General features: G+C 37.3%; 21 protein-coding genes and 2 pseudogenes. 12 read left to right on the top strand and 11 right to left on the bottom strand.

The window, feature by feature from the left end; translation table 11 throughout:
* Positions 1 to 15 precede the first annotated feature (15 nt).
* Positions 16 to 1275: pseudogene (locus tag FJR38_RS01510) on the bottom strand (hypothetical protein); the annotation flags it as partial.
* A gap of 150 nt (positions 1276 to 1425) precedes the next feature.
* On the opposite strand from FJR38_RS01510, the gene FJR38_RS01505 reads away from it, so the two are divergent.
* On the top strand, positions 1426 to 3990 hold the full coding sequence (locus FJR38_RS01505) for a dynamin family protein (RefSeq protein WP_168534995.1): 2565 nt from the start codon (positions 1426 to 1428) through the stop codon (positions 3988 to 3990).
* Positions 3991 to 4024: 34 nt separating this feature from the next.
* Positions 4025 to 4993: a lipase family protein gene (locus tag FJR38_RS01500; RefSeq protein WP_168534993.1), complete on the top strand. Its 969-nt coding sequence runs from the start codon at positions 4025 to 4027 to the stop codon at positions 4991 to 4993.
* Positions 4994 to 5021: 28 nt separating this feature from the next.
* On the opposite strand, the gene FJR38_RS01495 is transcribed toward FJR38_RS01500, so the two are convergent.
* From FJR38_RS01495 to FJR38_RS01485, 3 genes are all read right to left on the bottom strand, one after another.
* Positions 5022 to 5351, bottom strand: a complete 330-nt coding sequence (locus FJR38_RS01495) for a XisI protein (RefSeq protein ID WP_168493288.1) — start codon at positions 5349 to 5351, stop codon at positions 5022 to 5024.
* Positions 5339 to 5755 carry a XisH family protein gene (locus FJR38_RS01490; protein WP_168534991.1) on the bottom strand — a complete coding sequence of 139 codons (417 nt, stop codon included), beginning with the start codon at positions 5753 to 5755 and terminating at the stop codon, positions 5339 to 5341. Before FJR38_RS01490 ends, FJR38_RS01495 begins: the two co-directional genes overlap by 13 nt.
* An 80-nt stretch (positions 5756 to 5835) precedes the next feature.
* Complete coding sequence (locus tag FJR38_RS01485) at positions 5836 to 6048, bottom strand: hypothetical protein (RefSeq protein ID WP_168493292.1); 213 nt, start codon at positions 6046 to 6048, stop codon at positions 5836 to 5838.
* A 68-nt stretch (positions 6049 to 6116) separates the two neighbouring features.
* On the opposite strand from FJR38_RS01485, the gene FJR38_RS01480 reads away from it, so the two are divergent.
* Together FJR38_RS01480 and FJR38_RS01475 are read left to right on the top strand one after the other, a co-directional pair.
* Complete coding sequence (locus tag FJR38_RS01480; protein WP_168534989.1) at positions 6117 to 6308, top strand: type II toxin-antitoxin system HicA family toxin; 192 nt, start codon at positions 6117 to 6119, stop codon at positions 6306 to 6308.
* Positions 6308 to 6520 (top strand): type II toxin-antitoxin system HicB family antitoxin, encoded by a 213-nt coding sequence (locus tag FJR38_RS01475; RefSeq protein ID WP_168534987.1) that lies wholly within the window; start codon positions 6308 to 6310, stop codon positions 6518 to 6520. Before FJR38_RS01480 ends, FJR38_RS01475 begins: the two co-directional genes overlap by 1 nt.
* An 8-nt stretch (positions 6521 to 6528) precedes the next feature.
* On the opposite strand, the gene FJR38_RS01470 is transcribed toward FJR38_RS01475, so the two are convergent.
* On the bottom strand, positions 6529 to 6765 hold the full coding sequence (locus tag FJR38_RS01470) for a hypothetical protein (RefSeq protein WP_168534713.1): 237 nt from the start codon (positions 6763 to 6765) through the stop codon (positions 6529 to 6531).
* A gap of 147 nt (positions 6766 to 6912) precedes the next feature.
* Between FJR38_RS01470 and purL the strand changes: the two genes are divergently transcribed.
* The 7 genes and pseudogenes from purL to minE all read left to right on the top strand — a co-directional run bounded on the left by purL (position 6913) and on the right by minE (position 17216).
* Positions 6913 to 9276, top strand: coding sequence for a phosphoribosylformylglycinamidine synthase subunit PurL (gene purL / locus FJR38_RS01465; protein ID WP_168534985.1), 2364 nt, complete (start codon positions 6913 to 6915; stop codon positions 9274 to 9276).
* Positions 9277 to 9618: 342 nt separating this feature from the next.
* Positions 9619 to 11076, top strand: coding sequence for an amidophosphoribosyltransferase (purF, locus tag FJR38_RS01460; RefSeq protein WP_168493300.1), 1458 nt, complete (start codon positions 9619 to 9621; stop codon positions 11074 to 11076).
* A gap of 245 nt (positions 11077 to 11321) precedes the next feature.
* Positions 11322 to 12806 (top strand): glycosyltransferase family 39 protein, encoded by a 1485-nt coding sequence (locus tag FJR38_RS01455; protein ID WP_168534983.1) that lies wholly within the window; start codon positions 11322 to 11324, stop codon positions 12804 to 12806.
* 536 nt (positions 12807 to 13342) lie between these two features.
* Positions 13343 to 14679 (top strand): annotated as a pseudogene (locus FJR38_RS01450) (four-carbon acid sugar kinase family protein).
* 219 nt (positions 14680 to 14898) lie between these two features.
* The gene (gene minC, locus FJR38_RS01445; RefSeq protein WP_168493306.1) at positions 14899 to 16020 is read left to right on the top strand and encodes a septum site-determining protein MinC; all 1122 of its coding nucleotides are present in this window, start codon (positions 14899 to 14901) and stop codon (positions 16018 to 16020) included.
* A 46-nt stretch (positions 16021 to 16066) separates the two neighbouring features.
* Positions 16067 to 16873, top strand: a complete 807-nt coding sequence (gene minD, locus FJR38_RS01440) for a septum site-determining protein MinD (protein ID WP_168493308.1) — start codon at positions 16067 to 16069, stop codon at positions 16871 to 16873.
* A 37-nt stretch (positions 16874 to 16910) separates the two neighbouring features.
* Positions 16911 to 17216, top strand: a complete 306-nt coding sequence (minE, locus tag FJR38_RS01435; RefSeq protein WP_168493310.1) for a cell division topological specificity factor MinE — start codon at positions 16911 to 16913, stop codon at positions 17214 to 17216.
* Between the two features lie 87 nt (positions 17217 to 17303).
* On the opposite strand, the gene FJR38_RS01430 is transcribed toward minE, so the two are convergent.
* The 4 genes from FJR38_RS01430 to FJR38_RS01415 all read right to left on the bottom strand — a co-directional run bounded on the left by FJR38_RS01430 (position 17304) and on the right by FJR38_RS01415 (position 23087).
* The gene (locus FJR38_RS01430) at positions 17304 to 18749 is read right to left on the bottom strand and encodes an ATP-dependent DNA helicase RecQ (protein WP_168493312.1); all 1446 of its coding nucleotides are present in this window, start codon (positions 18747 to 18749) and stop codon (positions 17304 to 17306) included.
* Positions 18750 to 18804: 55 nt separating this feature from the next.
* Positions 18805 to 19752 carry an isoaspartyl peptidase/L-asparaginase gene (locus FJR38_RS01425; protein ID WP_168534981.1) on the bottom strand — a complete coding sequence of 316 codons (948 nt, stop codon included), beginning with the start codon at positions 19750 to 19752 and terminating at the stop codon, positions 18805 to 18807.
* A 113-nt stretch (positions 19753 to 19865) separates the two neighbouring features.
* Entirely contained in the window at positions 19866 to 20027 is a 162-nt protein-coding gene (locus FJR38_RS01420) for a DUF2256 domain-containing protein (protein WP_168493316.1), read from the bottom strand.
* 141 nt (positions 20028 to 20168) lie between these two features.
* Positions 20169 to 23087, bottom strand: a complete 2919-nt coding sequence (locus FJR38_RS01415; protein ID WP_168534979.1) for a GAF domain-containing protein — start codon at positions 23085 to 23087, stop codon at positions 20169 to 20171.
* 93 nt (positions 23088 to 23180) lie between these two features.
* Between FJR38_RS01415 and FJR38_RS01410 the strand changes: the two genes are divergently transcribed.
* Positions 23181 to 24320 (top strand): quinone-dependent dihydroorotate dehydrogenase, encoded by a 1140-nt coding sequence (locus FJR38_RS01410; protein ID WP_168534977.1) that lies wholly within the window; start codon positions 23181 to 23183, stop codon positions 24318 to 24320.
* 53 nt (positions 24321 to 24373) lie between these two features.
* On the opposite strand, the gene FJR38_RS01405 is transcribed toward FJR38_RS01410, so the two are convergent.
* Together FJR38_RS01405 and FJR38_RS01400 are read right to left on the bottom strand one after the other, a co-directional pair.
* Complete coding sequence (locus FJR38_RS01405) at positions 24374 to 25120, bottom strand: hypothetical protein (RefSeq protein ID WP_168493328.1); 747 nt, start codon at positions 25118 to 25120, stop codon at positions 24374 to 24376.
* Between the two features lie 97 nt (positions 25121 to 25217).
* The gene (locus FJR38_RS01400) at positions 25218 to 25562 is read right to left on the bottom strand and encodes a hypothetical protein (protein ID WP_168493330.1); all 345 of its coding nucleotides are present in this window, start codon (positions 25560 to 25562) and stop codon (positions 25218 to 25220) included.
* Between the last annotated feature and the right edge of the window lie 26 nt (positions 25563 to 25588).

The raw sequence follows: 25588 nt of genomic DNA, 5'->3' as shown, positions 1-25588 counted from the left end.
AACCTTTGATTGTTCTTCTACTTCTTCCTGTGATTCATCTCTAATATTAAAATAGTGAAAAAGATTAGCAACAGTTAAATCTGATGCTTGTTGTAAATTAGATGTAACTAATGTTCTATATCCAGAAATTGCAGCTTGTTGACTGACATAATTTTCATATTCCCGGCGTAATTCTGGCGCAAACATAAATAATAATTGATCACGTAATGAATAAAAATGAGATTTTTCGGCTATGTTTTCGTAGCTGATTTGTTCTGGTGGTATTTCTGAATTAGTTATAGTTTGGGTAGTTTCTGAATTATTAAAATCAGCACTATTTAAAAGTTTTAATTCTGCTGGAGGAAGGGATTTTACCCAATTTACATGATTTTGCCATGATTCGATGATTACTAAATCATGATTATGAATACGGGTAAGTTCAGGAAAGAGAAAATCAAGTTCATCGTGGGATTCACATTGATTAATTACAGTATGGGCATCTTCACATATTTTAGTTTGTAATTGGTTCAGGCGATCGCTCACAGCAGAAATTTCATTTTGCACTTGATAAGTGATAATAATTGCTTGTTCAATAGCCCAAGAACATTCTAACCGGCGTAGTTGTCCAGGCGCACAAGTATCTTCTAATAAATACGGATTAGTATAATCTGCTAAAGCCTCAAATAGCATTCCTTTAACAGCGTCAATTTCTGCATTTCTGCGGCTAATATCTTGTAATTGCATGGCAGAACGTAAACGGTTTATAGCTTGCACAAATAAACCATAGGCTCTAATTAAAACGGTGCGATGTTGTTCAAATTTGATATCTTGGGCTACCTGTTCAATTAGTTGTCTAATTTCTGCTCCTTGGTCTTTTAAGGCTTGTTTCAAGTCAATAAAGCCATTTTTGACCTCTAACCGCATTTGCTCAACTTCTTTCCTCAATTTCAGGGTTTGGTGTAAATTCACTGCTGTTAATGCTACACCTGCAACTGTTCCTACACCGATCAGGGCGGTTGTTGCTTGTAATACTCCTAAGCTGTTTTGGATAGTTTGTAAGCTACCCATGACTGCTGTAAAATTTTGCTGATTTTGATACATCTGCAACCCAGTCATGAGAAAATTAGGAGCGGATACAAGTGGTGATAATGGATTGATAACACCAATAGCATGAGACACAAACTGACCTGTAACAGCATCTCTAGCAATGCTTAGGGGTACACCATTACTAAAGACGGGGATATATTTACCAGCTTCAATACCAGCTTGAATGAGAGATGGAAATTGATACATCATATCTTTGTAGAGCTTATTGAATCAATATGTACTTTTATAGCTTAACTGATAAATTTCAATACTAAGAACCGTGATTGTGCGGTAAATGGGTTAAATTTGATTAAATTAGGGAATAATAATTTTTAACCACTCTATCCACTGGTGATTTTTATGGATACTTCACGAGTTACTTCTGAGACTGTTGATTTATTATCACGCATCACAGGACAAAAACTGAGCCAACGGGATATCACACCACAGGTATTATTTTTGGCTAGTTTGGTGACGGTGCTAATGGGAGTAATATTTGTAGATGGGACAGTAGAAGATCAAGAAAAACAACGCTTACTAAAAATTTTGTATCGTTTTAGCTTACCAGAAAGTGATGTGCGAAGATTGACACATTTAATGATTAAAGGAGTGAAAGAACATCAAACTTATAAAAAAATTCAATATTTGTTAAAGTTAACATCTCCACTTTCTGAATCAGAAAAAATATTATTAATTGGTTTTGGTTATGAAATGTCAATTGCAGATGGTGAAATTGATGTGCGGGAAAAGCAATATTTAGGAATAGTTGCTAAAAATCTAGGTCTTAAATCTGAATATTTAGAAGTTTTTGAGATTGCATTTACTAATCAAGGAAATTTTGATATAACTGCTTTAAATGAAGTACATTTTTTACTAGATCCTTCTCGGTTTCAAGAACTTGATACAGTCTTTGTAAAAGTTGCAAGTGATATGTTGGCAATTTTACCTGCTAAACCAGAAATTAAAATTACTCAAAAGCATACAACCGTATCTTATGACGAGTTGAAAAAATTTCAAGTCTATCGTCAAGAATTAGATAGCTATTGTAACTTAGTCTCTCAAATAATTCACGAATGTAAAGATCATAGTTTCTTAACTTCTACTTTGATAGATGATATTACAGAAGCATATAATAAAATCAAAAATCAGAGATTTAGGTTGGCTGTTGTTGGTGAGTTTAGCAAAGGTAAATCAACACTGTTAAATGCTTTGTTAGGTGAAGAAATTCAGCCAGTTAGAGCAGTTCCTTGTAGTGGTACAGTTACAGTTTTAAAATATGGAACTCAAAAGCGGGTAATTTGTCATTATAAAGATGGAAGAGTGGAGGAAATTGCTTTTGAACAGTATAAAGCAAAAGCAAGTATTTCTAAAGAAGCCGCCGTAGATCACCGTAGTGATGAACTAGCACAATCTGAAATTGAAGAAATTATTTTTGAGCATCCTGAATTAGCTTTATGTAAAAGTGGTGTAGAAATAGTTGATTCACCTGGATTAAATGAACATCCTGATAGAACCGCTATTACTAACAAACTCTTAAAAGATACAGATGCAGTAATTTTCTTAACAAATGCGTTGCATCTTCTTACTGAAAAAGAAAAAGAATTGATACAAGATGTAAGATATCAAATAAATCATGGTAGTGAAAAAAAGCCTGCTGAAAATCTTTTTATTTTAGTCAATTTCATGGATTCCCTCGATAATGATGAAGACCGTCAAGATGTTAGACAGAGACTTGAAAGTTTTATTAAACATAAAAATTTACTGATTACCAATGGGGAAACCCGTATTCACTACATTTCTGCAAAATCAGCATTGAAGACTATACTTAACGGAAATAATGATGAATACTTGAGAGATTTTAAAGCTTTTACTAAGTCTTTAGAGAATTTTTTGACAATTGAGCGTGGTTATCTTGAAATCAAAAAAATAGCAACTAAAATAAATGACACTGTTGAATCAGGATTAGATGGTCTTAATCAAGCAAAGGATACATTAGACGGTATTATTAAACTCTCAGAAGTCACAAAACAAGAAATTATAGAGCAAATTGGAGAAGCGAGTGGACATGATGTCAAAATTCAACTTTTGGCGGATGATATAAGGGATACAGTATTTGAATTAGCCAATAAATCTTGGCATGAATGGATTGAAGGCTTGGGAGAAAGATTGGCTAACAAGATAGAGAAATGGACTTCTAAACATAATCCTATATTCAACCAACAGCAAGTTAGACAAGACTACATCAACCAGTTCACAAGAGATTTACAACGTGAGATAGACGAATGGGGTGAGAAAGAACTTAAACAGAAAATACTAATGCCAAATATTGAGTTATTAGATGATTATATCAATAAAGAATTACAATCTCTTAAAGAGAGATTTAATGATCTCGACCAAAAAATAAATACTGATTTTAGTAAGCAGATAAATTTAGCAATAAATAATCTTGAAGATAGCTTTGGTGACTTATTAACTTATATAAGTGGAGGGCTGTTTGGAGGAGGAATTGGTGCTGGTTTACTGATGATAATTGGATTAGGTGGTCCAATTATGTGGGCAGTAGCAGGTGTGGGTGCTGCAATAGCTGGGGCGATAGGTTTTGGTATAGATGGGCTTTATAATGATTTGAAAATAAAAGTATTTGAAACAGGGTGGGAAAAATTTATAGACTCCACAGAACAACTTACAAATAAAATTGGTGAAACTATAGGCTTACTTTTTGATAATCGAGTTGAAGGTGCAATTAAAGTAATTACAAAAGCCATTTACTTGTGTGAAAACCTTTTAGAACAACAAGAAAAAGCTCACCATGAAAATCTAGAACAACAGGAAATCGAAAAAGCATTTATTAACCAAAAACGCCAAGAACTTGAACAAGTGCAGCAACAATTACAAACTATAATCAATAAATCTACAACTCCGTAATTACAAAATCAAACTTACCCAAAAATTAACCAACATGAAAACATCTACCGACAGACAACGCACCCTAGAAATGGCTTGTATTTCTCAACTCGCTTACGTCGCCTATAAACAAGGAAATGACATAGTTAGCGATATCCTGAAAACAGGTTCTCCATCATTTTTTCCACCATATCAAACTATAGAATTTATCTCAGCACCACGTCCTTTAAGTGATACAGATGAATTAGTTTGTTGTGGTTTACTCCTATCAAGCGAAAATGATATTGTCATTGCTATTAGAGGTACAGAAAGATTAGATGATTACTTCTTTAACTTACTTGCATTTCCCAACTCAGAAGCAATTCACTCCGGTTTTAATCTTTATGTTAAAAGTTTCTGGCAACAATTACAAGACTTTATCCAAAGACCAGAAAACACTAACAAAAATATTTTCGTCACTGGACATAGTTTAGGCGGTGCTGCGGCTACATTAATTACTAAACGAATTAGTGAAACCGAATTAAAACCCATTGCACCTTATACCTTAGAAACTTATACATTTGGCGCACCACCAGTTAGCACAATCGAATTAATTCTGGATACTCCCATATATAGATTTAGAAATATCGGTGATTTCATTCCTAACTTACCAAAAATCATTGCTGTTTTATTAAATAAAATTCCAGGAATAAAACAAGTAATTATCAATTGGAAACCAGAATTATTAAAAACACTGGCTGATTATTCTCATGTAGGTAATGAATATTGTGTTAATAAAAAATATGAAATCATTGAACAAACGGACACTAATTTACCTAATATTAAATTAATTTTGCAAATTTCCAGTTTATTAGCTGCACAATTAAAATCACCATCTCAAGCAGATGTTAATAAATTTCGGTTGTTAATAAATACCCTGATTCAAACATCATTGGAAGAACATCGCGCCATTAAATATGTAGAAAGAATTAGTTTTGGGAAACTTCCACCTTATATTTCTAATTTGCATGATGATGAGGAGTAAAATAGAGATGAAGATTTTAATACAGTTATTATCCCACCGCAAAACCTGTAAATTGCCGCTTATAAGGAGCATGAAATCCTAAAACAATATCTTCTTTAGGTACACCAGCAGCGATTAATTCATTAGCAATACCAATTTCTGTACCATCTCTTTGTATCCAGATTTTATCATCTTTAATATCAACATGAATAATCACTCCATAGGTTCTGATTTGTTGCTTCCAACCAATATTTAATACTTGATAATGATGACGTTGCGTATCAAAAAGTAGTTGAATTTCTGTACCATTGGCGATATCATTGGTAGAATGATTGCTTAAAATATCTTGAATAATTTGCGAGTAATTTATTCTTTCCATAAAACAATCTCCTGGGTTAAAGAATCAAAAATTAAAACCTTAATTTGATATTCTTTTAAAGAGTCTTGGATAAATTGACGAGAGAAAAAATCTCGATACGTGTCTTCGCTAATGGCTAAATATAAAATCCGTTGAGGTTGTTCTTTTTTTAATGCTAACCGATAATTGAGAGTTTGACCTAAAGCAAGATGAAATTCAGTTACTTCAGATGCACCTACAAAAGATTTTACTTCTACAGCTATTTGTTGACCTTGTTTTTGCGCTGCTAATAGTCTTTCTGCTCCTAAGTCTACAAAAAATTCGATATCATCAACTTTAATATACAGTGGATCATGGGTAATGTTCCAACCATCTTTTTCTAAAGCATTACGTACAGATTCATGAAATATATCTTTAGATGGCATAAGCAAACAATTAATTAACATCAATAATTATATCTAAAATCTCTTTCAATCTCATAAAACAGCAGTATCTATAACTAGCTTTATGAAATTATCTCAGAAATTTCCTCATCTGTGTAAACTGTTTCATTCTTTTGCATCAAATAAGAACGCAATGCACGGAATTTGTGTGTAAAGATGTAGTCCTCAATAGCTTTACCAACTAAACTATCAGCAGATATACCTTCAGTTTGGGTAATTTCTAAAAGTGCTGCTTTCAGTTCTGGGGTAATAGTAATGGTTAGGGTATCTTGCATATTTTATCAGCGAGCTACATAATTAATTATACAATAAATCAAAGGATTGATTACAAATAAATGTTACTATGAAAGTAAGAGCAGTGATTCAGCGACTAGAAGCTGATGGTTGGTATTTAGCCAGAACTAGAGGAAGTCACCGACAGTTTAAACATCCCCATAAACTTGGTACAGTTACAGTTTCCGGTAAACCTAATATTGACGTACCCATTGGTACAATAAAAAGTATATGGAAACAAGCTCAATTGGAGGAAGAATAATGCGTTATACAGTAGTAATTGAAAAAGGAAATACTAGCTATGGTGCTTATGTTCCCGACTTACCCGGTTGTATAGCTGTGGCTGAAACATTAGCAGAAGTCCAACAACTAATTGTAGAGTCCATAGAATTTCATATAGAAAGTTTAATAGAGTCAGGTTTACCAATTCCTCAAGCTACAAGTATCGCTCAGGAAGTTGAAGTTTTAATTTAAGTAGGAATCTAATTTATAACCTGGTCATTTATTTCTTTTTGTAAATGCTGTTGCAACATATCAGTTAAAGTTTTTTCGGCTGAAAAAGCATCATAAGGCGACCAAATTTCATAAGTTTTACCATCTTCAAGAAAAGCTGAATTTTCTGCACCTTTAGCTAATTCTGCGGCTAAAAATTGAATAGCTTTGATTTTTTCTTGATCAGATAATTTTCGCAGTGATGGCAAAATCTCTGTCAATGTCATAAAAATACGGGGTAAAAACTGGTTACATTATAACATTATGAATAACTTGATAATTGATAATTTATTGACAAGATTAAAAAGAAATCCATGATCTTAATTGCCGTAAACAGATAGAATATTTCTCTGTCCTCTTGGTGCATAACTTCCATGACCACATTTGGTGAAAATCCCTTTTCTCCCCAAGAAATTGCCTCAGAAGGCATAAAACCAGAAGAATATACCGAAATCGTCCGCCGCTTAGGCCGTCATCCCAACAAAGCCGAACTAGGTATGTTTGGGGTGATGTGGTCAGAACATTGCTGTTATAAAAATTCCCGCCCTTTACTCAAACAGTTTCCCACCACGGGACCCCGCATACTTGTTGGACCCGGTGAAAATGCCGGAGTTGTGGATATCGGCGACGGACTACAATTAGCGTTTAAAATAGAATCCCATAACCACCCTTCCGCCGTTGAACCCTTCCAAGGTGCTGCAACCGGAGTAGGTGGGATATTAAGAGATATCTTCACAATGGGGGCGCGTCCCATAGCCTTATTAAACTCCTTGCGGTTTGGAGATTTGAATGATCCGAAAACTCAAAGATTGTTTGCTGGTGTAGTATCTGGTATTTCCCATTATGGTAACTGCGTTGGGGTCCCCACAGTTGGGGGTGAAGTGTATTTTGACCCCGCCTACTCTGGAAATCCCCTTGTCAACGTCATGGCATTGGGATTGATGGAAACGTCGGAAATTGTCAAATCAGGGGCTTCCGGCTTAGGAAATCCCGTGCTGTATGTAGGTTCAACCACCGGACGGGATGGCATGGGCGGCGCAAGTTTTGCCAGTGCGGAATTAACTGAGGAATCAATGGATAACCGTCCTGCGGTGCAAGTAGGAGATCCATTTTTAGAAAAGTCCTTAATTGAAGCTTGTTTGGAGGCATTCAAAACCGGGGCTGTAGTTGCGGCACAGGATATGGGCGCTGCGGGTATCACCTGTTCAACTTCGGAAATGGCTGCTAAAGGTGGTGTGGGGATTGATTTCGATTTAGATAAAATTCCGGTGCGGGAATCGGGAATGATTCCTTATGAATACCTGCTTTCGGAATCTCAAGAACGAATGTTGTTTGTGTCCGAAAAAGGACGGGAACAGGAATTAATTGATATTTTCCACCGTTGGGGACTGCAAGCTGTGGTTGCGGGTACGGTAATTGAAGAACCTATTGTTAGAATTTGGTTTGAGGGGAAAATTGCCGCTGAAATTCCCGCTGATGCTTTGGCGGAAAATACGCCTTTGTATGAAAGAGAATTATTGACAGAAGCCCCCGAATATGCACAAAAAGCTTGGCAATGGACAAGTGATAATTTACCTGTTTGCAATGTTGAGGGAATTGAAATTGAGGGAAGTCTGCAAAGTTGGAATGATATTTTATTGACTTTGCTAGATACTCCTAGCATTGCTTCTAAAAGCTGGGTTTATCGTCAATATGACCATCAAGTTCAGAATAATACGGTATTGTTACCCGGTGGCGCTGATGCGGCTGTCGTGCGTTTACGTCCTTTAGAAGAAATCCAAAATTCAAAATCCAAAATCCAAAATCCAAAATCGGGTGTTGCCGCGACGGTAGATTGTAATTCTCGTTATGTCTATCTTGATCCCTATGAAGGTGCTAAGGCAGTGGTGGCAGAAGCTGCCCGGAATCTTAGCTGTGTGGGTGCTGACCCCCTGGCTGTGACTGATAACCTCAATTTTGGTAGCCCAGAAAAACCCATTGGTTATTGGCAATTAGCGTCCGCTTGTCGGGGTTTGAGTGAAGGTTGTAAAGAGTTAGGAACGCCGGTAACTGGGGGGAATGTCTCTCTCTACAATGAAACTTTTGACGCGGAAGGTAATCCCCAACCAATTTATCCGACTCCGGTTGTGGGTATGGTGGGGTTGATTCCTGATTTAACGAAAATTTGCGGACAAGGTTGGCAAAATGCAGGTGATATAATTTATCTTCTGGGTTTATCAATTCAATCAAAAATTGAATTGGGTGCTTCTGAATATTTGGCAGCTATTCATAATACGATCGCAGGTAAACCCCCTAGAGTTGATTTTGATTTAGAACGTCTGGTACAAAAAGCTTGTCGTCATGGTATTCGCGCTGGTTGGGTAAATTCCGCCCATGATTCGGCTGAAGGTGGTGTAGCTGTGGCTTTAGCGGAATCTTGTCTTTCTGGAAATTTGGGGGCGGAAATTAATTTCCCAATAAGTGCAAATCATGATTCACGATTTGATGAAGTGCTATTTGGTGAAGGTGGGGCGAGAATTTTAGTTTCTGTAAGTGGAGAAAACCAAGAAAAATGGGAATCCTATTTAAAGGAACATCTCACAGAGAATTGGCAAAAACTGGGAACAGTTGCTAATTCAGGGAATTTGGAGATTTTAACCGCAGATAAACATCAGTTACTCCAGGTTAGTCTCGAAGATATGAGCGATCGCTATTCTTTAGCCATCTCTAAACGTCTCGCTATCTACACCAATACCTAATCAACATCAAAAATCAAGGTTTGAACATGAAAATTTACAATTCATACTTTATCCTTGACCAATTTACGGTACTGTTTTAATGGATGGTTAAAGATTTGTTAAGAAGAAGGTGACAGGTGACAGGTAACAGGTAACAGGTAACAGGTAACAGGTAACAGGTAACAGGTAACAGGTAACAGGTAACAGGTAAGATTAAGTGTTTTTCTCCCCTGCTCCCCTGCTCCCCTGCTCCCCTGCTCCCCTGCTCCCCTGCTCCCCTGCTCCCCTGCTCCCCTGCTCCCCTTCCCAGTTTTCAGTTCCCAGTTCCCACTGACTCGACACCCCACCAGGAGCAAAACCAGCATGATTCCCCTTAATTCCGTTACCTTGGATGAACACCATCCTGACAAGCCAGAAGAAGCTTGTGGTGTTTTTGGCATTTACGCCCCAGAACAAGACGTTGCTAAATTGACTTACTTTGGATTGTATGCTCTTCAGCATCGAGGTCAAGAATCTGCTGGTATTGCTACCTTTGAGGGTTCGCACGTTCACCAGCACAAAGATATGGGCTTGGTATCGCAAGTATTCAATGAAACCATCTTAGATGAATTACCTGGAAATTTGGCAGTTGGACATACTCGCTATTCCACTACCGGTTCTAGTCGTAGAGTTAACGCCCAACCAGCGGTTGTGGAAACTCGCTTAGGTTTATTAGCATTAGCACATAATGGTAATTTAGTCAATACAGTAAAATTGCGAGAAGAGTTAAAAGATCAGTTTAACCTAGTAACGACAACCGACTCAGAAATGATTGCTTATGCGATCGCTCAGGAAGTCAACACTGGTGCAGATTGGTTAACAGGGGCAATTAATGCCTTTCACCGTTGCGAAGGCGCATTTAGCCTAGTTATTGGCACACCAGAAGGTATCATGGGAGTTCGTGATCCTAACGGTATCCGTCCCTTAGTAATTGGCACATTAGATAGTGATCCTGTCCGTTACGTTCTCGCTTCTGAAACTTGCGGTTTAGATATTATCGGTGCTGAATATCTGCGTGATGTTCAACCAGGAGAATTAGTTTGGATCACTGAAAGCGGCTTAGAATCATTTCAATGGCATCAACAGCCAGAACGCAAACTTTGTATCTTTGAAATGATCTATTTTGCCCGTCCGGATAGCCTCATGCACGACGAAACTTTATACAGTTATCGAATGCGGTTAGGACGGAGAATAGCGGCTGAATCCCCCGTAGAAGCTGATTTAGTCTTTGGTGTTCCTGATTCTGGTATCCCTGCGGCTATTGGCTTTTCCCAAGCTTCTGGGATAGCTTATGGTGAGGGATTGATTAAAAATCGCTATGTTGGCCGCACTTTTATTCAGCCTACTCAAGCCATGCGTGAGTCAGGTATCCGCATGAAACTTAACCCCCTCAAAGATGTATTATACGGTAAGCGGGTAGTAATTATTGATGATTCGATTGTTCGGGGAACTACTAGCCGTAAACTAGTTCAAGCTTTGCGTGATGCTGGTGTAGCCGAAGTCCACATGAGAATTTCTTCTCCTCCTGTCACTCATCCTTGTTTCTATGGTATTGATACTGATACCCAAGATCAATTAATTGCTGCTACGAAGTCAGTCGAAGAAATAGCCAAACAATTACAAGTTGATAGTTTAGCTTATTTGAGTTGGGAAGGAATGTTAGAAACAACCAGAGAAGATACTAATAGTTTCTGTTCGGCTTGTTTTACTGGTGATTATCCCGTCGCTATTCCTGAACAAATGAAGCGTTCTAAATTGATTTTAGAAAAGGTTGTAGTCTAGAAAATAAAGCAGATCACACAAGCTTTTGTCCAATTTTTAATGGTTGGTTGATTTATGTCATGCTTTACTAGTTAAGTTGGTTTGAACAATACGCCAAATTGAAAAAAGCCTTGATTTGTAGCGACAAAAGTATTGTTTAGGGAAAGTTTTTTTCTTTCCCTTTCCATTAACTAATCAGGATGGTGATGCCCCTTTTTATGATATTTTAATTAATTGTTGCTAAATCATCCGAGTTATGAGAATTTATGCTAATTGATAAGATTCAAAAACAAATTCAAAAGTCACCTATATTATTTTTAATAACCTTATCTATATCTGTCCGATTGTACAATATTAATTCACCAATTATAGGCATTCATTCCTGGCGACAAGCAGATACAGCAGCAATGGCTAGGAATTTTTATGAAAATGGATTTAATTTATTTTATCCACAAATTGATTGGGGTGGTAATTCCCTTGGTTATTGTGAAACAGAATTTCCAATTTATTCATTTATTGTAGCTATATTCTATAAATTTTTTGGTGTACATGAATTATTTGGTAGATTGACATCTATTCTTTTTTCATTATTAACAATATTTTTCTTATATAAACTTATTAGCAAATATCTTGATCATAAAACCGCTTTTTGGTCATGCTTATTATTTGCTATTTTACCATTAACTGTATATTATAGTCGAACTTTTCAACCAGAATCCATGCTTTTAATGTGTTCGATTATAGGAGTATATTATTTTACTAACTGGTTAGAATCGGAAAAATTACATTTTTTATTTATATCAGCAATTTTTGTCTCTCTAGCTTGTCTCATTAAAGTTTTACCAATAATATATATTGGTATACCGTTAATTTATTTAGCTGTAAACAAATTTCATCTGAAGATTTTCAGCCAAATATCTCTTTGGTTTTATAGCTTATTTATTATTTTCACATTAGCTCTATGGTATTATCATGCTCATCAAATATATTTAGAATATGGTAATACTTTTGGATTTTGGGGCGGTTCAACAAACAGATATCAATATAATATCATATTCACTTTTAATTTTTGGTTAGAAATAATATCGAGAACGGCTATCAGACACTTTGCTATTTTCATGTTTCCCATCTTTATAGCAGGGTTATTTATACCAAGAAAAAGCCAAGAAGAGTATTTATTTGATGTTTGGTTATTGTCAGTAATATTAACTTGGGTTTTAGTTCCTACTACTAGCTTAGTGCATGAATATTATCAACTACCAATGATGCTTCCTGGTGTTGTCTTTATCGGGAAGGTTTTTAGCAAATACCTAAATAGTGATCATCAGCGTCTTAATATATCAAAAATTTTGGTAACTTCTCTATGTTTATGTATAACAACAGGTTCTATCATATATTCTGTAGATTATATGTTTAAAGAAAGCACAGATAAATCAGAAGTTATCAAATTAGCTCAGTTAGTTAAACAAAATACAGAACCACGTTCATTAATAATTTCTACTACAGGTGGTGATCCAACTTTACTTTACTTATCTCATCAAAAAGGATGGCTGATTAATCATAGTGATATAACAGAGGAATACATTATTTCTAGAATAAAATTAGGTGCTAATTATTTAGTAGGGAGTTTTAAATTTGTTGAAAGCTATAACTTATTTGTAAATGATGATCAGAAACAAAAAATTACTTCCATTCTCAAAAAATATCCCAATACTGTAGAGAATGAAAATTCATTTATTTCTAAACTATGATTAACTATTTATTTATATTCAAAGGGAACAGGAAAAACTTATGTTTTTAAACATGAGATTGAAATAATGACACTGTTTTTTTGACTGAGCTTTAAACTCACCAACTAAAGTTTCTTATCTGTTCCCTGTTCCCTTTTTTGTAAATATGCTTGTATCAAATTTAAATAAAGTTGTATAGAAGTAAGATTTTAAGAATAATTGACCGCAGATAAACGCAGATAAACGCAGATAAATACGGAGGATTATTTTTTTGTGCAGTTTCCTATAAAGTTGGAGGATAGGTATAAATTGTTGTCTGTTTGCGGAGGGTGGTGGATGACTTCTAGATTCTTGGACTTTTAAAACATCTTCTTAGTCATACAACAGAATATTTGACTCTTGTAAAAGATACACAAATCAAATAGAATTGCTATAATAGCCCAGCATAACAAGTAAATGAAAAATAGGTTAAAATTATTTTTCAAAAATTTGCCCTGACACTATATTATTATTGAACAGATTTTAAATGTTGAATAGTTACCAAAATTGACATATTTATGAATAACAAACCCAAAATAATTGTCCTCGATGATGATCCTACTGGTTCACAAACCGTTCATAGTTGCTTACTATTGATGCGCTGGGATGTGGAAACATTACGTTTAGGATTAAAAGATGATGCTCCTATTTTCTTTATTTTAACTAATACTCGTTCCCTAACTCCAGAAGCAGCCGCATCTGTGACTAGAGAAGTTTGTCACAATCTTAAACTAGCATTAGCAGCCGAAAAAATTGACGATTTTCTCGTAGTTAGTCGTTCTGACTCCACCTTACGTGGACATTATCCCATCGAAACTGATGTCATTGCCGAAGAACTCGGTCCATTTGATGCTCATTTTCTTGTACCTGCATTTTTTGAGGGGGGAAGAATTACCTGCGATAGTATTCATTATCTAATTATTGATGGTGTTCCTACTCCAGTCCATGAAACAGAATTTGCCCGTGATTCTGTCTTCAGCTACAATTACAGCTATCTTCCCAAATATGTAGAAGAAAAAACCCAAAAACGAATTAAAGAAGATAGTGTTACCAGATTTTTGCTTGCAGATATCCGTGCTGGTAGTTTAGAACGCTTATTGCAACTCCATGACAATCAGTGTGGTGTTGTAGATGGAGAAAATCAAGAGGATCTTAATACCTTCGCTGTTGATATTTTAACAGCCGCAAGTCAAGGAAAACGCTTTTATTCCGTTCTGCTGCTAGTATTTTAACAGCTTTGGCTGCCTTACCACCTCAACCCATTGCTGCTGAAAATATGGCAAAATACGTGCGCGGTGGTAAACCTGGTGCGGTAATTGTGGGTTCTCATGTCAAAAAGACAACTCAACAGTTAGAATCATTATTACAAGTTGAGGGAACAGTAGGGATAGAAGTTAATGTTGGCAGATTACTTGATCATGGTATAAATGAATCTGCTAAACTGCTGGCTGAGATCCTTGAAAAGATCCAAGTAGTACATAACTCTGGAAAAACACCAGTAGTTTATACTAGCCGTCAGGAATTGTCTTTTAAAGATGTCAAAACCAGGTTAGATTTTGGAGCAAAAGTTTCGGCTTTACTCATGGATATTGTGCAAGGTTTACCATCTGATATAGGCTTTCTCATTAGTAAGGGGGGTATTACTTCTAATGATGTCTTGAGTACGGGACTGAGTTTAACTTCTGCTCGGTTACTTGGCCAAATTTTAGCAGGTTGTTCAATGGTAATTACACCATCTGATCATCCTCTTTTTCCTAATTTGCCAGTAGTATTATTTCCCGGTAATGTCGGTAATGCTGATGCTTTGGGGACAATTTATCAAAGATTGATATGTGAATTAACAACTGATAATTGATAATTATCAATTTAAAGCAGATGATATATCAATGAGGTACAGAATCTAAATTGAAACCTATACACAAAGTACGGGCGAAGCATTCGGAAAATAGCATTGGACAAAAATGGATAATTGATTGCCCGAATGCTGATGCTTCCAGCACGCTCCGCGAACGCCCCTACAACTCCTGACTCCTACTGTAAAATCTCAATGTTAGTATATTTTGGCTAGTGTTGCATGAATTCTGATGCTGCTAAACCTGATGAGAATCAGGTTGATCAAGAGGTAAATAATTCTAATTCTGGCGAGATAAATACAGATTCTGCTGATTCGGGGAAACCTGATCAGATCAACTCAGAATTTTCTCCGTCAGAGTCAATTTCTCATCAGTTTGATCAAGAGGTAAATAATTCTAACTCTAGCGAGATAAATGCGGATCTTACTGATCATAAAGTAGAATCTAGTTCTGTTATCCCTAATGCAGAGTTAAAATCTGTTCTTGCCTATTTAAAAGATAATTCTAATGCTGAAAATGCAGAATCTAATGTTTCTCAGGATGGGGAATCTAGTTCTGTTTTATCTGATTTACCAAATGCTGATTTAGAATTACAACAGCAGACGGGAGATCATAATATTCAAGTTCAGTTAAAAACTGAGGAGGGACGACTTTTATTAATTCTACCTACAGAATCTCAAATACCGCCATCAGAATTCAGTTGGTGGGATATTTGGCAACAAATGAAACAGCGTCTCAATGCAGGCGATCGCTTACGTAAACCAAATACAGCCCTGCATCTAGTAGCTAAAGATCGGTTGTTAGATAACAGACAACTGCAAGATTTAGCAGAAACCTTAAATACATACCAGCTACAACTAAAATCAGTAGCTACCAGTCGTAGACAAACGGCGATCGCTGCTTGTACTCTGGGTTATTCTGTAGAACAAATCCAACTCCAAACATCCCTCTCTACTGATATCCAATCTGCCCCCACCGCACTAGCAGATGCCCTCTATCTACAAATGACAGTCAGATCAGGTGTAGAAATTCGTCATCCCGGTACGGTAATTATTTTGGGAGATATCAATCCTAGTGGTATTGTAATTGCAGACGGAGATATTCTCGTGTGGGGGCGATTGCGAGGAGTTGCCCATGCTGGTGCGGGGGGTAATCGTGAATCTTTAATTATGGCCTTGCAAATGGAACCAACCCAATTGCGAATCGCTGATGCTGTCGCTAGAGCGCCAGAAAAGTCCCTGACAAACTTCTTTCCGGAAGTTGCACATATTACACCCGAAGGAATTCGCATTGCTAAAGCCGCTGATTTTTCTCGTAACCAATTAATTAGAATTAATCAATAGCTTTAAATATTTTATATTGTTCCCTGAACTCTCATACAGCATTATCATGGCTCGCATTATTGTCATTACCTCCGGTAAAGGGGGAGTGGGTAAAACCACAGTTTCAGCTAATTTGGGTATGGCCTTAGCAAAAATCGGCAAGCAAGTTGCCTTAATTGATGCAGATTTTGGCTTGAGAAATTTAGATTTACTACTAGGGCTAGAAAATCGCATCGTTTATACAGCGGTGGAAGTCTTGGCTAGAGAGTGTCGTTTAGAACAAGCCCTTGTCAAAGACAAGCGACAACCTAATTTGGTACTGCTTCCAGCCGCTCAAAATCGTAATAAAGAAGCGGTGACACCAGATCAAATGAAATTACTGGTAAATGCACTGGCGCAAAAGTATCAGTATGTGATGATTGACTGTCCAGCCGGGATTGAAATGGGGTTTAAAAATGCTACAGCCCCAGCCAAAGAAGCCCTGATTGTTACTACCCCCGAAATTTCCGCAGTTCGCGATGCTGACCGTGTAGTAGGATTGCTGGAAGCACAAGGTGTAAAAAAGATTAACTTAATAGTTAACAGAATTAGACCGGCAATGGTACAGGCAAATGATATGATGTCTGTGCAAGATGTTCAGGAACTTCTCGCCATCCCCATAATTGGAGTGATCCCCGACGATGAGCGGGTGATTGTCTCTACTAATCGTGGTGAACCTTTAGTATTATCAGAAACTCCATCTTTAGCTGCTACAGCTTTTGAAAACATTGCTCGGAGATTGGAAGGCGAAACTGTCGAATTTCTTGAGCTTGACTCATCTAATAAAAGCATCTTCTCCCGCTTGAGAAAGATGTTGTGGTCAAAGATTGTTTAATTCACTTGCCAGTGTTTCTGCCTTACACATACCCGCAATGATTCTTGAAATTTTAGAAAAACTTTTTGTTCGTAGTCCCGATAACAGCCGCAATGACGTTAAACGTCGCCTGCAATTGGTAATCTCCCATGATCGGGCTGACTTAGATCCCCAAACCTTAGAAAAAATGCGTCAGGAAATCCTGGACATTGTTTGTCGCTATGTGGAAATAGAAACCGAGGGTTTGGAGTTTTCCCTAGAAAGCAACCAACGCACAACGGCTTTAATCGCTAATTTACCTATCCGCAGGGTTAAGGAAAATTCAGATGAAACTGAATTAGAAAGTAGTGATACTTTACTTTAGTTTTTTATATTAGGAGTCATACTTTATTTTTTCAGCAAGTCCTAATTATGTTTCGCGCCAAGGAGCAAAGTTTAAATTATAAAATGATTAATGGCGACAATTATCACAATGTCCACAACGCCAATTTACAGTTGGTGTTGCAAACCCAAAGGCATTTAATAAAAACTGCCAACGACATTTTTTAGTAGTTAAATATTCTCTCATTTGTTTAGCCGCTGGCAATTGCGTGGCTGGTGCATTTTTCGGCTGCGAAGAAATAGAATAATGAAAAGGATCAAGCCATTCTAATTGTCCATTACTATGGAGGAGAGAAAGCGCCACAGCAGCATTTGGAAATTCTTTAACTACAGCATTTATTTCACCACGAGGAGGCAAATTTTTGACTAATTGTTGGGCTTTTTGTTGTTGCGATCGCCATTGTTCCTGAAAAAATTGCTGTCTTTGCTTATCCTCCGTATCTAATAACCCCGTTGGTTCACTTACTAAAGTAAGGACATCAGCAGGTTTTCCATCTCTTCCCGCTCGTCCTATTTCTTGCACATATTCAGATAATAAATAAGGCGCATGAAAATGAATTACCCAACGGACATCTGACTTATTTATTCCCATACCAAAAGCGCAAGTACAAACCACAAATGGGATTTTTCCACCTAACCAACTAGCTTCCACATTTCGCCGTTCTCCGGCACTTAATCCGGCATGATAACTAGCTGTATTATAACCCTTTTCTGTTAACCATTGGGTTAAATTTTCACTATCTCGCCGTGTGCGGACATAAATTAATCCAGCTTGATTTGGTCGTGTTTGAATAAAGTTTAATAATTGTTGTTTTCTGCCTTGAGGAGTCCAGGCAATTCGTACTGTAGGATTTAAATTTTCCCGATAGGGATTAATCCGAAAAGTCTCAGGTTGCTGTAATTTTAAAACGGTAGAAATAGTTTGTTGGGCTAAAGGATCGGCAGTTGCCGTAAAAGCCGCTATACTAATCTTTGTTCCCGGTGATTTGGATTTTAGCAACGCCTCACGCACAGTCCCTAATCGCCGATAAGCTGGACGAAAAGTATCACCCCACTGCACTAAACAATGGGCTTCATCCAAAATTAAACCATTAATTTGTAGTTGAGGATCACATAACCTTTTCCAAACTGCTGGACTTAGTAAAGTTTCTGGTGATAAATACAATAATCTCAATTGCTGTTTTTCTAAAGCTTGCAAAGTTGCATTGCGTTGAAATGTCGTTAACTCACTATGTAAAAGTGCTGCTTTTTGCTTTCTTTGAAGTAATTCCTCAACTTGGTTTTCCATTAGTGCTACTAAAGGAGAAACTATTAAAGTCAATCCTGTTTGGAGTAGGGCGGGAAGTTGAAAACAAATTGACTTTCCCCCACCTGTAGGCATAATAATTAGCGCATCTTTTTGTGATATCAAACAGTTAACAATTTCTTTTTGGGGTGGACGAAAATCGTCATATCCCCAAATTGCTTTTAATGCTGTGCGAATATCATGCCAAGATTGTGCTGTTGGAAGATTCATTATCAAATTAACAATTGCTAATTTTAATTGTCAATTGTCAACTGTTAATTGTCAATTACCCCTTCCCAATCAATTCTTGATCATTCCATTCCAAAGTGTCGCCAATTTTTTCTCCGTTATGGTAAGCAGCTAGTAAAACTTCGCAGGTTTTACCATAGGATATTGCACCAGTAGCATCAAGAGCGATCGCTCCAAAATCTCTTTGATTCTTGCTGGCTTCTGTAAATGATCGCTGCATCGCTTCTGACAAAGACATTCCATCAGTGACACGCACTACTACTTTAGCAGCTAAACATTCATCAATAATATCTTCTCCAATGCCCGTACAACTAACTGCTGCATGACTAGTCGCATAATTACCTGCTGGCATTGCTGAATCACTAACTCGGCCAATTCGCTCAAAACCTTTACCACCAGTGGAAGTACCCGCCGCTAATTTACCATAGCCATCTAAAGCGACGACACCAATAGTTCCCCTCCCAGCATTTTCCGCCATTTCCGGTTCTGCTACTACCCCAGCCATCGTTCTTTTAAAGTTATCCTGGCGTTCTAGTGTCCACTCTTTCAAGCGCAAATCAGTTAAACCATTGTAACTAGGAATTTGCAACTCCCGCGCCAACTCAGCCGCACCATAATCAGACAAAACCCGATCATCCGAATTTTGCAAAAATAGCGCCATTTCAATAGGGTTTTTCACCCGTGACACATTAATTACACCACTGAAGCGCCCAGTTGTCCCATCCATAATGGAAGCACTCATCCGAATTTGTCCATCAGATTGGAGTACAGAACCAGTACCAGCATTAAAGCGGGGTTCATCTTCCAACATTTGACAACCCCGAACTACTGCTTCAGCCGCAGTCGCACCAGTAAGCAAAAGAGCATAAACTTCTTCAACAATTTTAGAAAGAGAGTTGCGTACTGCTATCAATCCGCCTTTACCTTGAAGAGAACTACCAGCCCCCCCATGAATAATTAATTTCGGTTGTATTTGTAATGTCATTTATTTTGTCAGTTGTCAGTTGTCAGTTGTCAGTTGTTAGTTGTCAGTTGTCAATTTTCAGTTGTCAATTTTCAGTTGTCAATTGTCAGTTGTCAATTGTCAATTATCAATTGTCAATTGTTATTTTTAGCGTTAGAACGGCGACGACGGCAACGTTCTGAGCAATATTTTACTTCATCCCAACAATCTTGCCATTTTTTCCGCCAAGTAAACGGACGTTGACAAACTACACAGATTTTTTCAGGTAAATTAGATTTAGAAAGAGAACGCCCCATAATTAAGGTGCTGTGATTATAGTTTGCAGATTGAGAAAACAGGAGAAATAATTCTTACCAATTACCAATCACCAATTACCAATTACCAACCCTTCGGCTACGCTCAGGGCAAGTCACCAATCACCAATTACCAATCACCAATTACCCATTTCCCAAAAATGATGAAGTGCTTCCCAATGTACTACCTTCATGATTTTGAGATGCTAAAGGCAACAATAAACGACTAACGACCCTTTTATCTGGTAATTGATATAGCTGTAATTCTCCCCCCAATTGTTGCATCATTTTTTTGCAAATCACGAGATGTAAACCAGGTGGTTGACTAATGTGAGAAGTAGAAAATGTATTTGAGAATTGAGCTTGATTAAACTCTGCTAATAACTGTGGTTCAATACTGCCATTATCTGTAATTGAAATTTCTAGCGATTTTTCATCTAAAGGACGACACCAAATATCAACTCTGTCACCAATAGGAGAACGTTGACAAGCTGCAACTAACAATTCATGTAAAACTAATTCTATTTTTACAATGTCGCCAGTTGTAGCTAATGTAGAACCTGTCATAGTTTGTTCTCCAGCTAAGGACGATGTTGGGGATAACTCCCGATTATCATTAGACTGTCCTAAACCATGTATACCTATCCAAAGTTGTTGCTGTTTAGACAAATTATCAACTCTTTCCACGGCTCGCTTCAATAGGCTAGAAATGGACATAGTTTCCACACTAGTATGCAAATCCCACTGCTCTTGTTTAATCATGCTAGTCATGGAACTAGTAATGTAGTCTAGTTGACGCAATAGCAATTTGTAACGCATTTGCGTTAATTCATTAGCAGGTATTCCTAAATCACGGATTTGTCCAAGTACGAGTGTAGACATTCTATGAATTTCTTCTAGACGACTATGTTTGTACCAATTGAGTTTATGTAAGTTTTCATTATGAGATTCTAGATTTTGAATAATTTGCTGTTGATTTTGCCACCATGCTAATTGATGAATCAGAGTTACTGTGGCATTGATGCTAATTTCTCTCCAGTTTTGTTCTTCATAATCTGCTAAAACTACAATGCTTGTCGGTTGATTTTCAGTACTTGTGCGTAATGCCATCACAAAGACTTTACTATTGTTAGGAATCGTCAACCATTGCCTCGTTTCTGCTGGTAAATCCTCAGCTTTGAGGATTAAATAACTATTATGTGCTATTGCTAATTCTGCTATTACATCCTTCTCTAAGGAAACATGAAAATCTAGAACTACGCCAAATTGATGATTAGAAATTACCCCTGGTAAAATTTTTGCCCAATTCTGACTAGGATTAGAGGAGAGAATAATTGCTAAGGGAACTTCTAAAACAGATGCTATTTGTTTAAGGGCAGCTAATTCCGTTTCGTTTGTGCTGCTTTGAGTGTGAGTGAGAATATTTAAGTATTCTTTAAACCCTTGGGATATTTTTTGTTGATCTTTGGTGTTGTCACGTAGTCGCCAATGGTGAACGACAACACCTATATTTTGACTAAATACCCATAGTAATTCTTTTTCTAGAGTTTTCCAAGATCGGTTAGTTTCGTGGGTAATCAGCAAAAGTAGTTCAGGTGTTTGACCTTGAGCGCAGTTACATATTAACAGCGATCGCACACCATTATCTAATAGCTGCCGTCGCCAATTCAAAAACCGCAAATCTGCCTCAAAGTTTTCAATTTCTAAGGCTTGTTTGGCATTTTGTAAAAGTTGAATATCAATTTCTGTTAGTTCCTTCAGATCAAATGTCCAAAGTCGGCGATGATGCCTTATGCTCTGGAAAATAACTTGATAAATATTTTTAGTGGGATTGTACTGTAACAATACAAATCGCGTCGCAGTCAGCCGTTCTAAAATCCTACCTGCACAAATATGTAAAGCTGAATCTAAACCTTGTTCTTTATAAATTGCTTGAGCGACTTGATTAGTTAATTGAGTATCTTGTTGAATTTGTCTGATTGTTCCTTCAATAATTTCACTAGGAGCAACTAAAGATACTAATCCTGCTGCACCTTGGACAAAATGTTTTTCTTCTTCTAACCAATTTCGCAATTCATGACTTTCTACCGATAAAAAACCTAATAAGTCTTTTTGCCAAATGATAGGCGCTGCTAATATAGATTTAACTCCCAATCGTTGTAATAGTTTACCTTTGACATTGGTTTTTAAAGAACTAGCAGTTTCATTAATCCATACTACTTGGTTAACAGATAAAGCATAATAAACATCGCTCAATTCTTGGACTGTTATGCCGATTGCTCCTGGTTTATGACTGTCTACACTACTAATATTGACAAGATTATTGCTCATCCGACACCAAAAATAATTTCCCTCTCTTTCCAACCAATAAATATTTGTACGACTTGGGGAAATAAATTTATGAGTAGCATCTACTACTGCTTCTAGTCTTTTATTTAGATTATTAGCAGAGCGGACATTTTCTAATAGTTGTAATAATGCTTGAGTTGGCGGATTCTCTGGTTTATTATGTGTATTATTATGGCTATTCTTATACAGTAATATTCCCAACTCACCGATGACTATTAACAGCTTGGCTCTGGCTTCTCCACTCAGCAAATAGCCCCAACGTTGTGAACCTAATAATACTAGTCCTAAACAGTTTTCTTTATAGCGAATTGGTAAAAGAATAGTTCCTTGAATGTTATATCTATTGGCAACTTCCTGCCATTCAGAAGCGCGAGATTCTCCCCGTAAATTAGCTATACCCAAAGGGCATAATTGAGTTACGACTCTCTCTAAGAAATTTCCAGGTTTGATGACAATCGATCTTCTTAAATAACTTGTTTCTCCATCGGGAGTCAATCCCCCTTTTCCATATAAAGTTTTATTGCTCTCATCATAAAGAGCAATCCACAGAAATGGGTAGTCAAACCCTTCTTGAAGATAAGCAATAGTAGTTTTAATCAGAGCATCAACACTATCATCTTCTCTCATGTTCTGGAGAAGTTGCCCCAAGGATAGTATTTGTTGTTCGGCGGCTCTAGGTTTCTTTTGCTGCCCATTCTGATTATCGTTTGACATAAGTTGTAGTAATATGTTTTAAGATGCCTCGCAAACCTTCCTAATGGATTTTGTTCCTGGTATCTGTTAATAATTGGTAGATGTTACCTTAAATTGGATATTTATAAAGCAGTAGTTAGTCATTTTTTATTTACTCTGGTGAAAACCGAACCGGAGTGGGTACACAAACAAACCATTGGTAGTTTAAACTGGCTTGTAAAAAGCAGTTATTATCCTTCTACTAACTGGTTAAACAATCTCCTTCAGCAATATTTGTGTCTCAATGATCCACGATTAGAACAGGTGATATTAGGGCTAAAATTTCCCAATCCCCTGGGCTTGGCTGCCGGATTCGACAAAGATGGAATTGCTGCGAGTATCTGGCATAATTTTGGCTTTGGGTTTGCCGAATTGGGTACTGTCACTTATCATCCCCAACCGGGAAATCCCCCACCCCGTTTATTTCGTTTGCCTTTAGATCAAGCTGCACTTAACAGGATGGGTTTTAATAATTCTGGTGCGATCGCTATGGCGGCAAAATTAACAGACGGCAAAAAACACTTAACTAACCCATTACCGATACCTATAGGAATAAATTTAGGTAAATCCAAGATAACACCCTTGGAACTAGCAGCGCAGGATTATTTAGAGAGTTTTCGATTACTGAAAGATTTGGGTAATTATTTTGTAGTAAATGTTTCTTCGCCCAATACACCAGGATTGCGATCGCTCCAAGATGCAGCCATGCTCAGTCAGATATTAGCTGGATTACAACAAGAAAACACAGCGCAAAAACCCATATTTGTCAAAATAGCCCCCGATTTAGAATGGGAGGCCATATCTGACATTATAGCGATCGCTCAAACCTACCAAATCGCCGGTTTAATCGCCACCAACACCACCATCAGCCGAGAAGGACTCCAAACCCAAATCATTGAACAAACGGGTAAATCCCCCCAAGAAGAAGCCGGAGGAATTAGTGGCAAACCAGTGCGCGATCGCTCCACCGAAGTAATTCGCTTTATATACCAACAAACCCAAGGACAAATGCCCATCATTGGCGTAGGTGGCATCTTTACCGCTGATGATGCTTGGGAAAAAATCACAGCCGGCGCTTGTCTGATCCAAACATACACAGGCTGGATTTATGAAGGACCCCTAATGGTACGCCGCATCCTCTCCGGTTTATTAACCAAACTAGAAGAAAACGGACTAACATCCATCAATCAAGCGATCGGCATTGGTAATAGGTAATTGATAACTGACAATTAATAGTTAGTTGTCAATTGTCAATTGTCAATTGTTCCCTATTTCTCAACGGGGAAAAACTCCTTAGACCTCCGAGAATAAGACCAAGCAATACCATCAGGATCACGGCTACGACTCCACTCAGCAAAATCTGGGTCATTGCGTCGTTTATAAACCGTACTCGAATAGACATTGAGCCGTTTAGCTAACTCAGATTGAATCAATGAACCAAAAACTAACTGTTCTTCTAGAGGTTTTTTAACTTCCTCATGGGTAGGTTCAGGTAGAGATTCAGATTCAAGCTCAGATTTAGATTCAGGTTCTGTTTTCTCCTCCTGGGGAATTGAAGGAGGAGGAGCTAAAAATGAACGGGCAACTTTCGTAACTGGTTGAGCCGGAAGTTTTTCTACTGATTCACTACTATCAAGAATATCGCCGAGAATACTGGCAGTAATAAAGTAGTACGATTGATCCTCTGTTTCCGAGTCCAGTACACTAGCACCAAATTCCTTAGCCTTACCATCTAAATAGCGTTTTGCCACCTGTCCCGAAAAATTACCCTTGATTGCCAAATCCATCGGAGTAATTTTTCCCTGGTTTTCCTGAATCAACTGATAAAAAAGCGGGTTAACTTGGTTACACCACTTTTCCCATCTGTATTGTTGCCAAAGATTGAAAACCATTAACAGCAATAAGATTACCAGTAAAATTTTCCAGGTATTCACCAGGAAAACAATCAAAAACGATATCGGCAAAATTAGAACGAGAAAAGCTTTCCCGTAATTTTCTATGGTTTTTTCACTCATGCTGATTTTTTGCTAAGTGAATTTTTACAAAATAATATTTATATCTTGGCAAAAATTTGGACATTTGTTTGTATTTTTTTGGCAAAAATGTCGCCAATTATTTGGCAAAAGCTACTGACATAAGTAAAAAGTGACAGCTTACACCAAAATAAAGAAAAATTTTCCTTACCCTCTTGACAACCAGAAATATACATACTACATTAATACTACAAGCGACATTCCCAAAGGAGTTAGCTTTTACCGTAGCGGATAGCTCAAATACCAGAGCGCCCACCTTGCCTTTTCGAGGGTTATCGTAATCTTCCAAATTAAAATACCCTTGCTTAAAATCCCGGAGATGCAGACCAAATTTCTGCTCCGCTACACCCAAAACGATTTGATATTTTGGATTTGAAATTATTTGTTTATGTGGTGGGTAGCCAAGTGGTAAGGCGCTTAACATCCTTATTCATACCTTGCCTGCAAAGG

This window comes from Anabaena sp. UHCC 0253 (assembly GCF_009712085.1).
Taxonomy (GTDB): domain Bacteria; phylum Cyanobacteriota; class Cyanobacteriia; order Cyanobacteriales; family Nostocaceae; genus Dolichospermum.
This window is presented reverse-complemented; position numbering and strand designations above follow the sequence as displayed.

Bases quoted from the DNA above. Each gene is read 5' to 3' on its own strand.
- FJR38_RS01505 (WP_168534995.1), top strand. From the start codon at position 1,426: ATGGATACTTCACGAGTTACTTCTGAGACTGTTGATTTATTATCACGC.
- FJR38_RS01500 (WP_168534993.1), top strand. From the start codon at position 4,025: ATGAAAACATCTACCGACAGACAACGCACCCTAGAAATGGCTTGTATT.
- FJR38_RS01495 (WP_168493288.1), bottom strand. From the start codon at position 5,351: ATGGAAAGAATAAATTACTCGCAAATTATTCAAGATATTTTAAGCAAT.
- FJR38_RS01490 (WP_168534991.1), bottom strand. From the start codon at position 5,755: ATGCCATCTAAAGATATATTTCATGAATCTGTACGTAATGCTTTAGAA.
- FJR38_RS01485 (WP_168493292.1), bottom strand. From the start codon at position 6,048: ATGCAAGATACCCTAACCATTACTATTACCCCAGAACTGAAAGCAGCA.
- FJR38_RS01480 (WP_168534989.1), top strand. From the start codon at position 6,117: ATGAAAGTAAGAGCAGTGATTCAGCGACTAGAAGCTGATGGTTGGTAT.
- FJR38_RS01475 (WP_168534987.1), top strand. From the start codon at position 6,308: ATGCGTTATACAGTAGTAATTGAAAAAGGAAATACTAGCTATGGTGCT.
- FJR38_RS01470 (WP_168534713.1), bottom strand. From the start codon at position 6,765: ATGACATTGACAGAGATTTTGCCATCACTGCGAAAATTATCTGATCAA.
- purL (WP_168534985.1), top strand. From the start codon at position 6,913: ATGACCACATTTGGTGAAAATCCCTTTTCTCCCCAAGAAATTGCCTCA.
- purF (WP_168493300.1), top strand. From the start codon at position 9,619: ATGATTCCCCTTAATTCCGTTACCTTGGATGAACACCATCCTGACAAG.
- FJR38_RS01455 (WP_168534983.1), top strand. From the start codon at position 11,322: ATGCTAATTGATAAGATTCAAAAACAAATTCAAAAGTCACCTATATTA.
- minC (WP_168493306.1), top strand. From the start codon at position 14,899: ATGAATTCTGATGCTGCTAAACCTGATGAGAATCAGGTTGATCAAGAG.
- minD (WP_168493308.1), top strand. From the start codon at position 16,067: ATGGCTCGCATTATTGTCATTACCTCCGGTAAAGGGGGAGTGGGTAAA.
- minE (WP_168493310.1), top strand. From the start codon at position 16,911: ATGATTCTTGAAATTTTAGAAAAACTTTTTGTTCGTAGTCCCGATAAC.
- FJR38_RS01430 (WP_168493312.1), bottom strand. From the start codon at position 18,749: ATGAATCTTCCAACAGCACAATCTTGGCATGATATTCGCACAGCATTA.
- FJR38_RS01425 (WP_168534981.1), bottom strand. From the start codon at position 19,752: ATGACATTACAAATACAACCGAAATTAATTATTCATGGGGGGGCTGGT.
- FJR38_RS01420 (WP_168493316.1), bottom strand. From the start codon at position 20,027: ATGGGGCGTTCTCTTTCTAAATCTAATTTACCTGAAAAAATCTGTGTA.
- FJR38_RS01415 (WP_168534979.1), bottom strand. From the start codon at position 23,087: ATGTCAAACGATAATCAGAATGGGCAGCAAAAGAAACCTAGAGCCGCC.
- FJR38_RS01405 (WP_168493328.1), bottom strand. From the start codon at position 25,120: ATGAGTGAAAAAACCATAGAAAATTACGGGAAAGCTTTTCTCGTTCTA.
- FJR38_RS01400 (WP_168493330.1), bottom strand. From the start codon at position 25,562: ATGTTAAGCGCCTTACCACTTGGCTACCCACCACATAAACAAATAATT.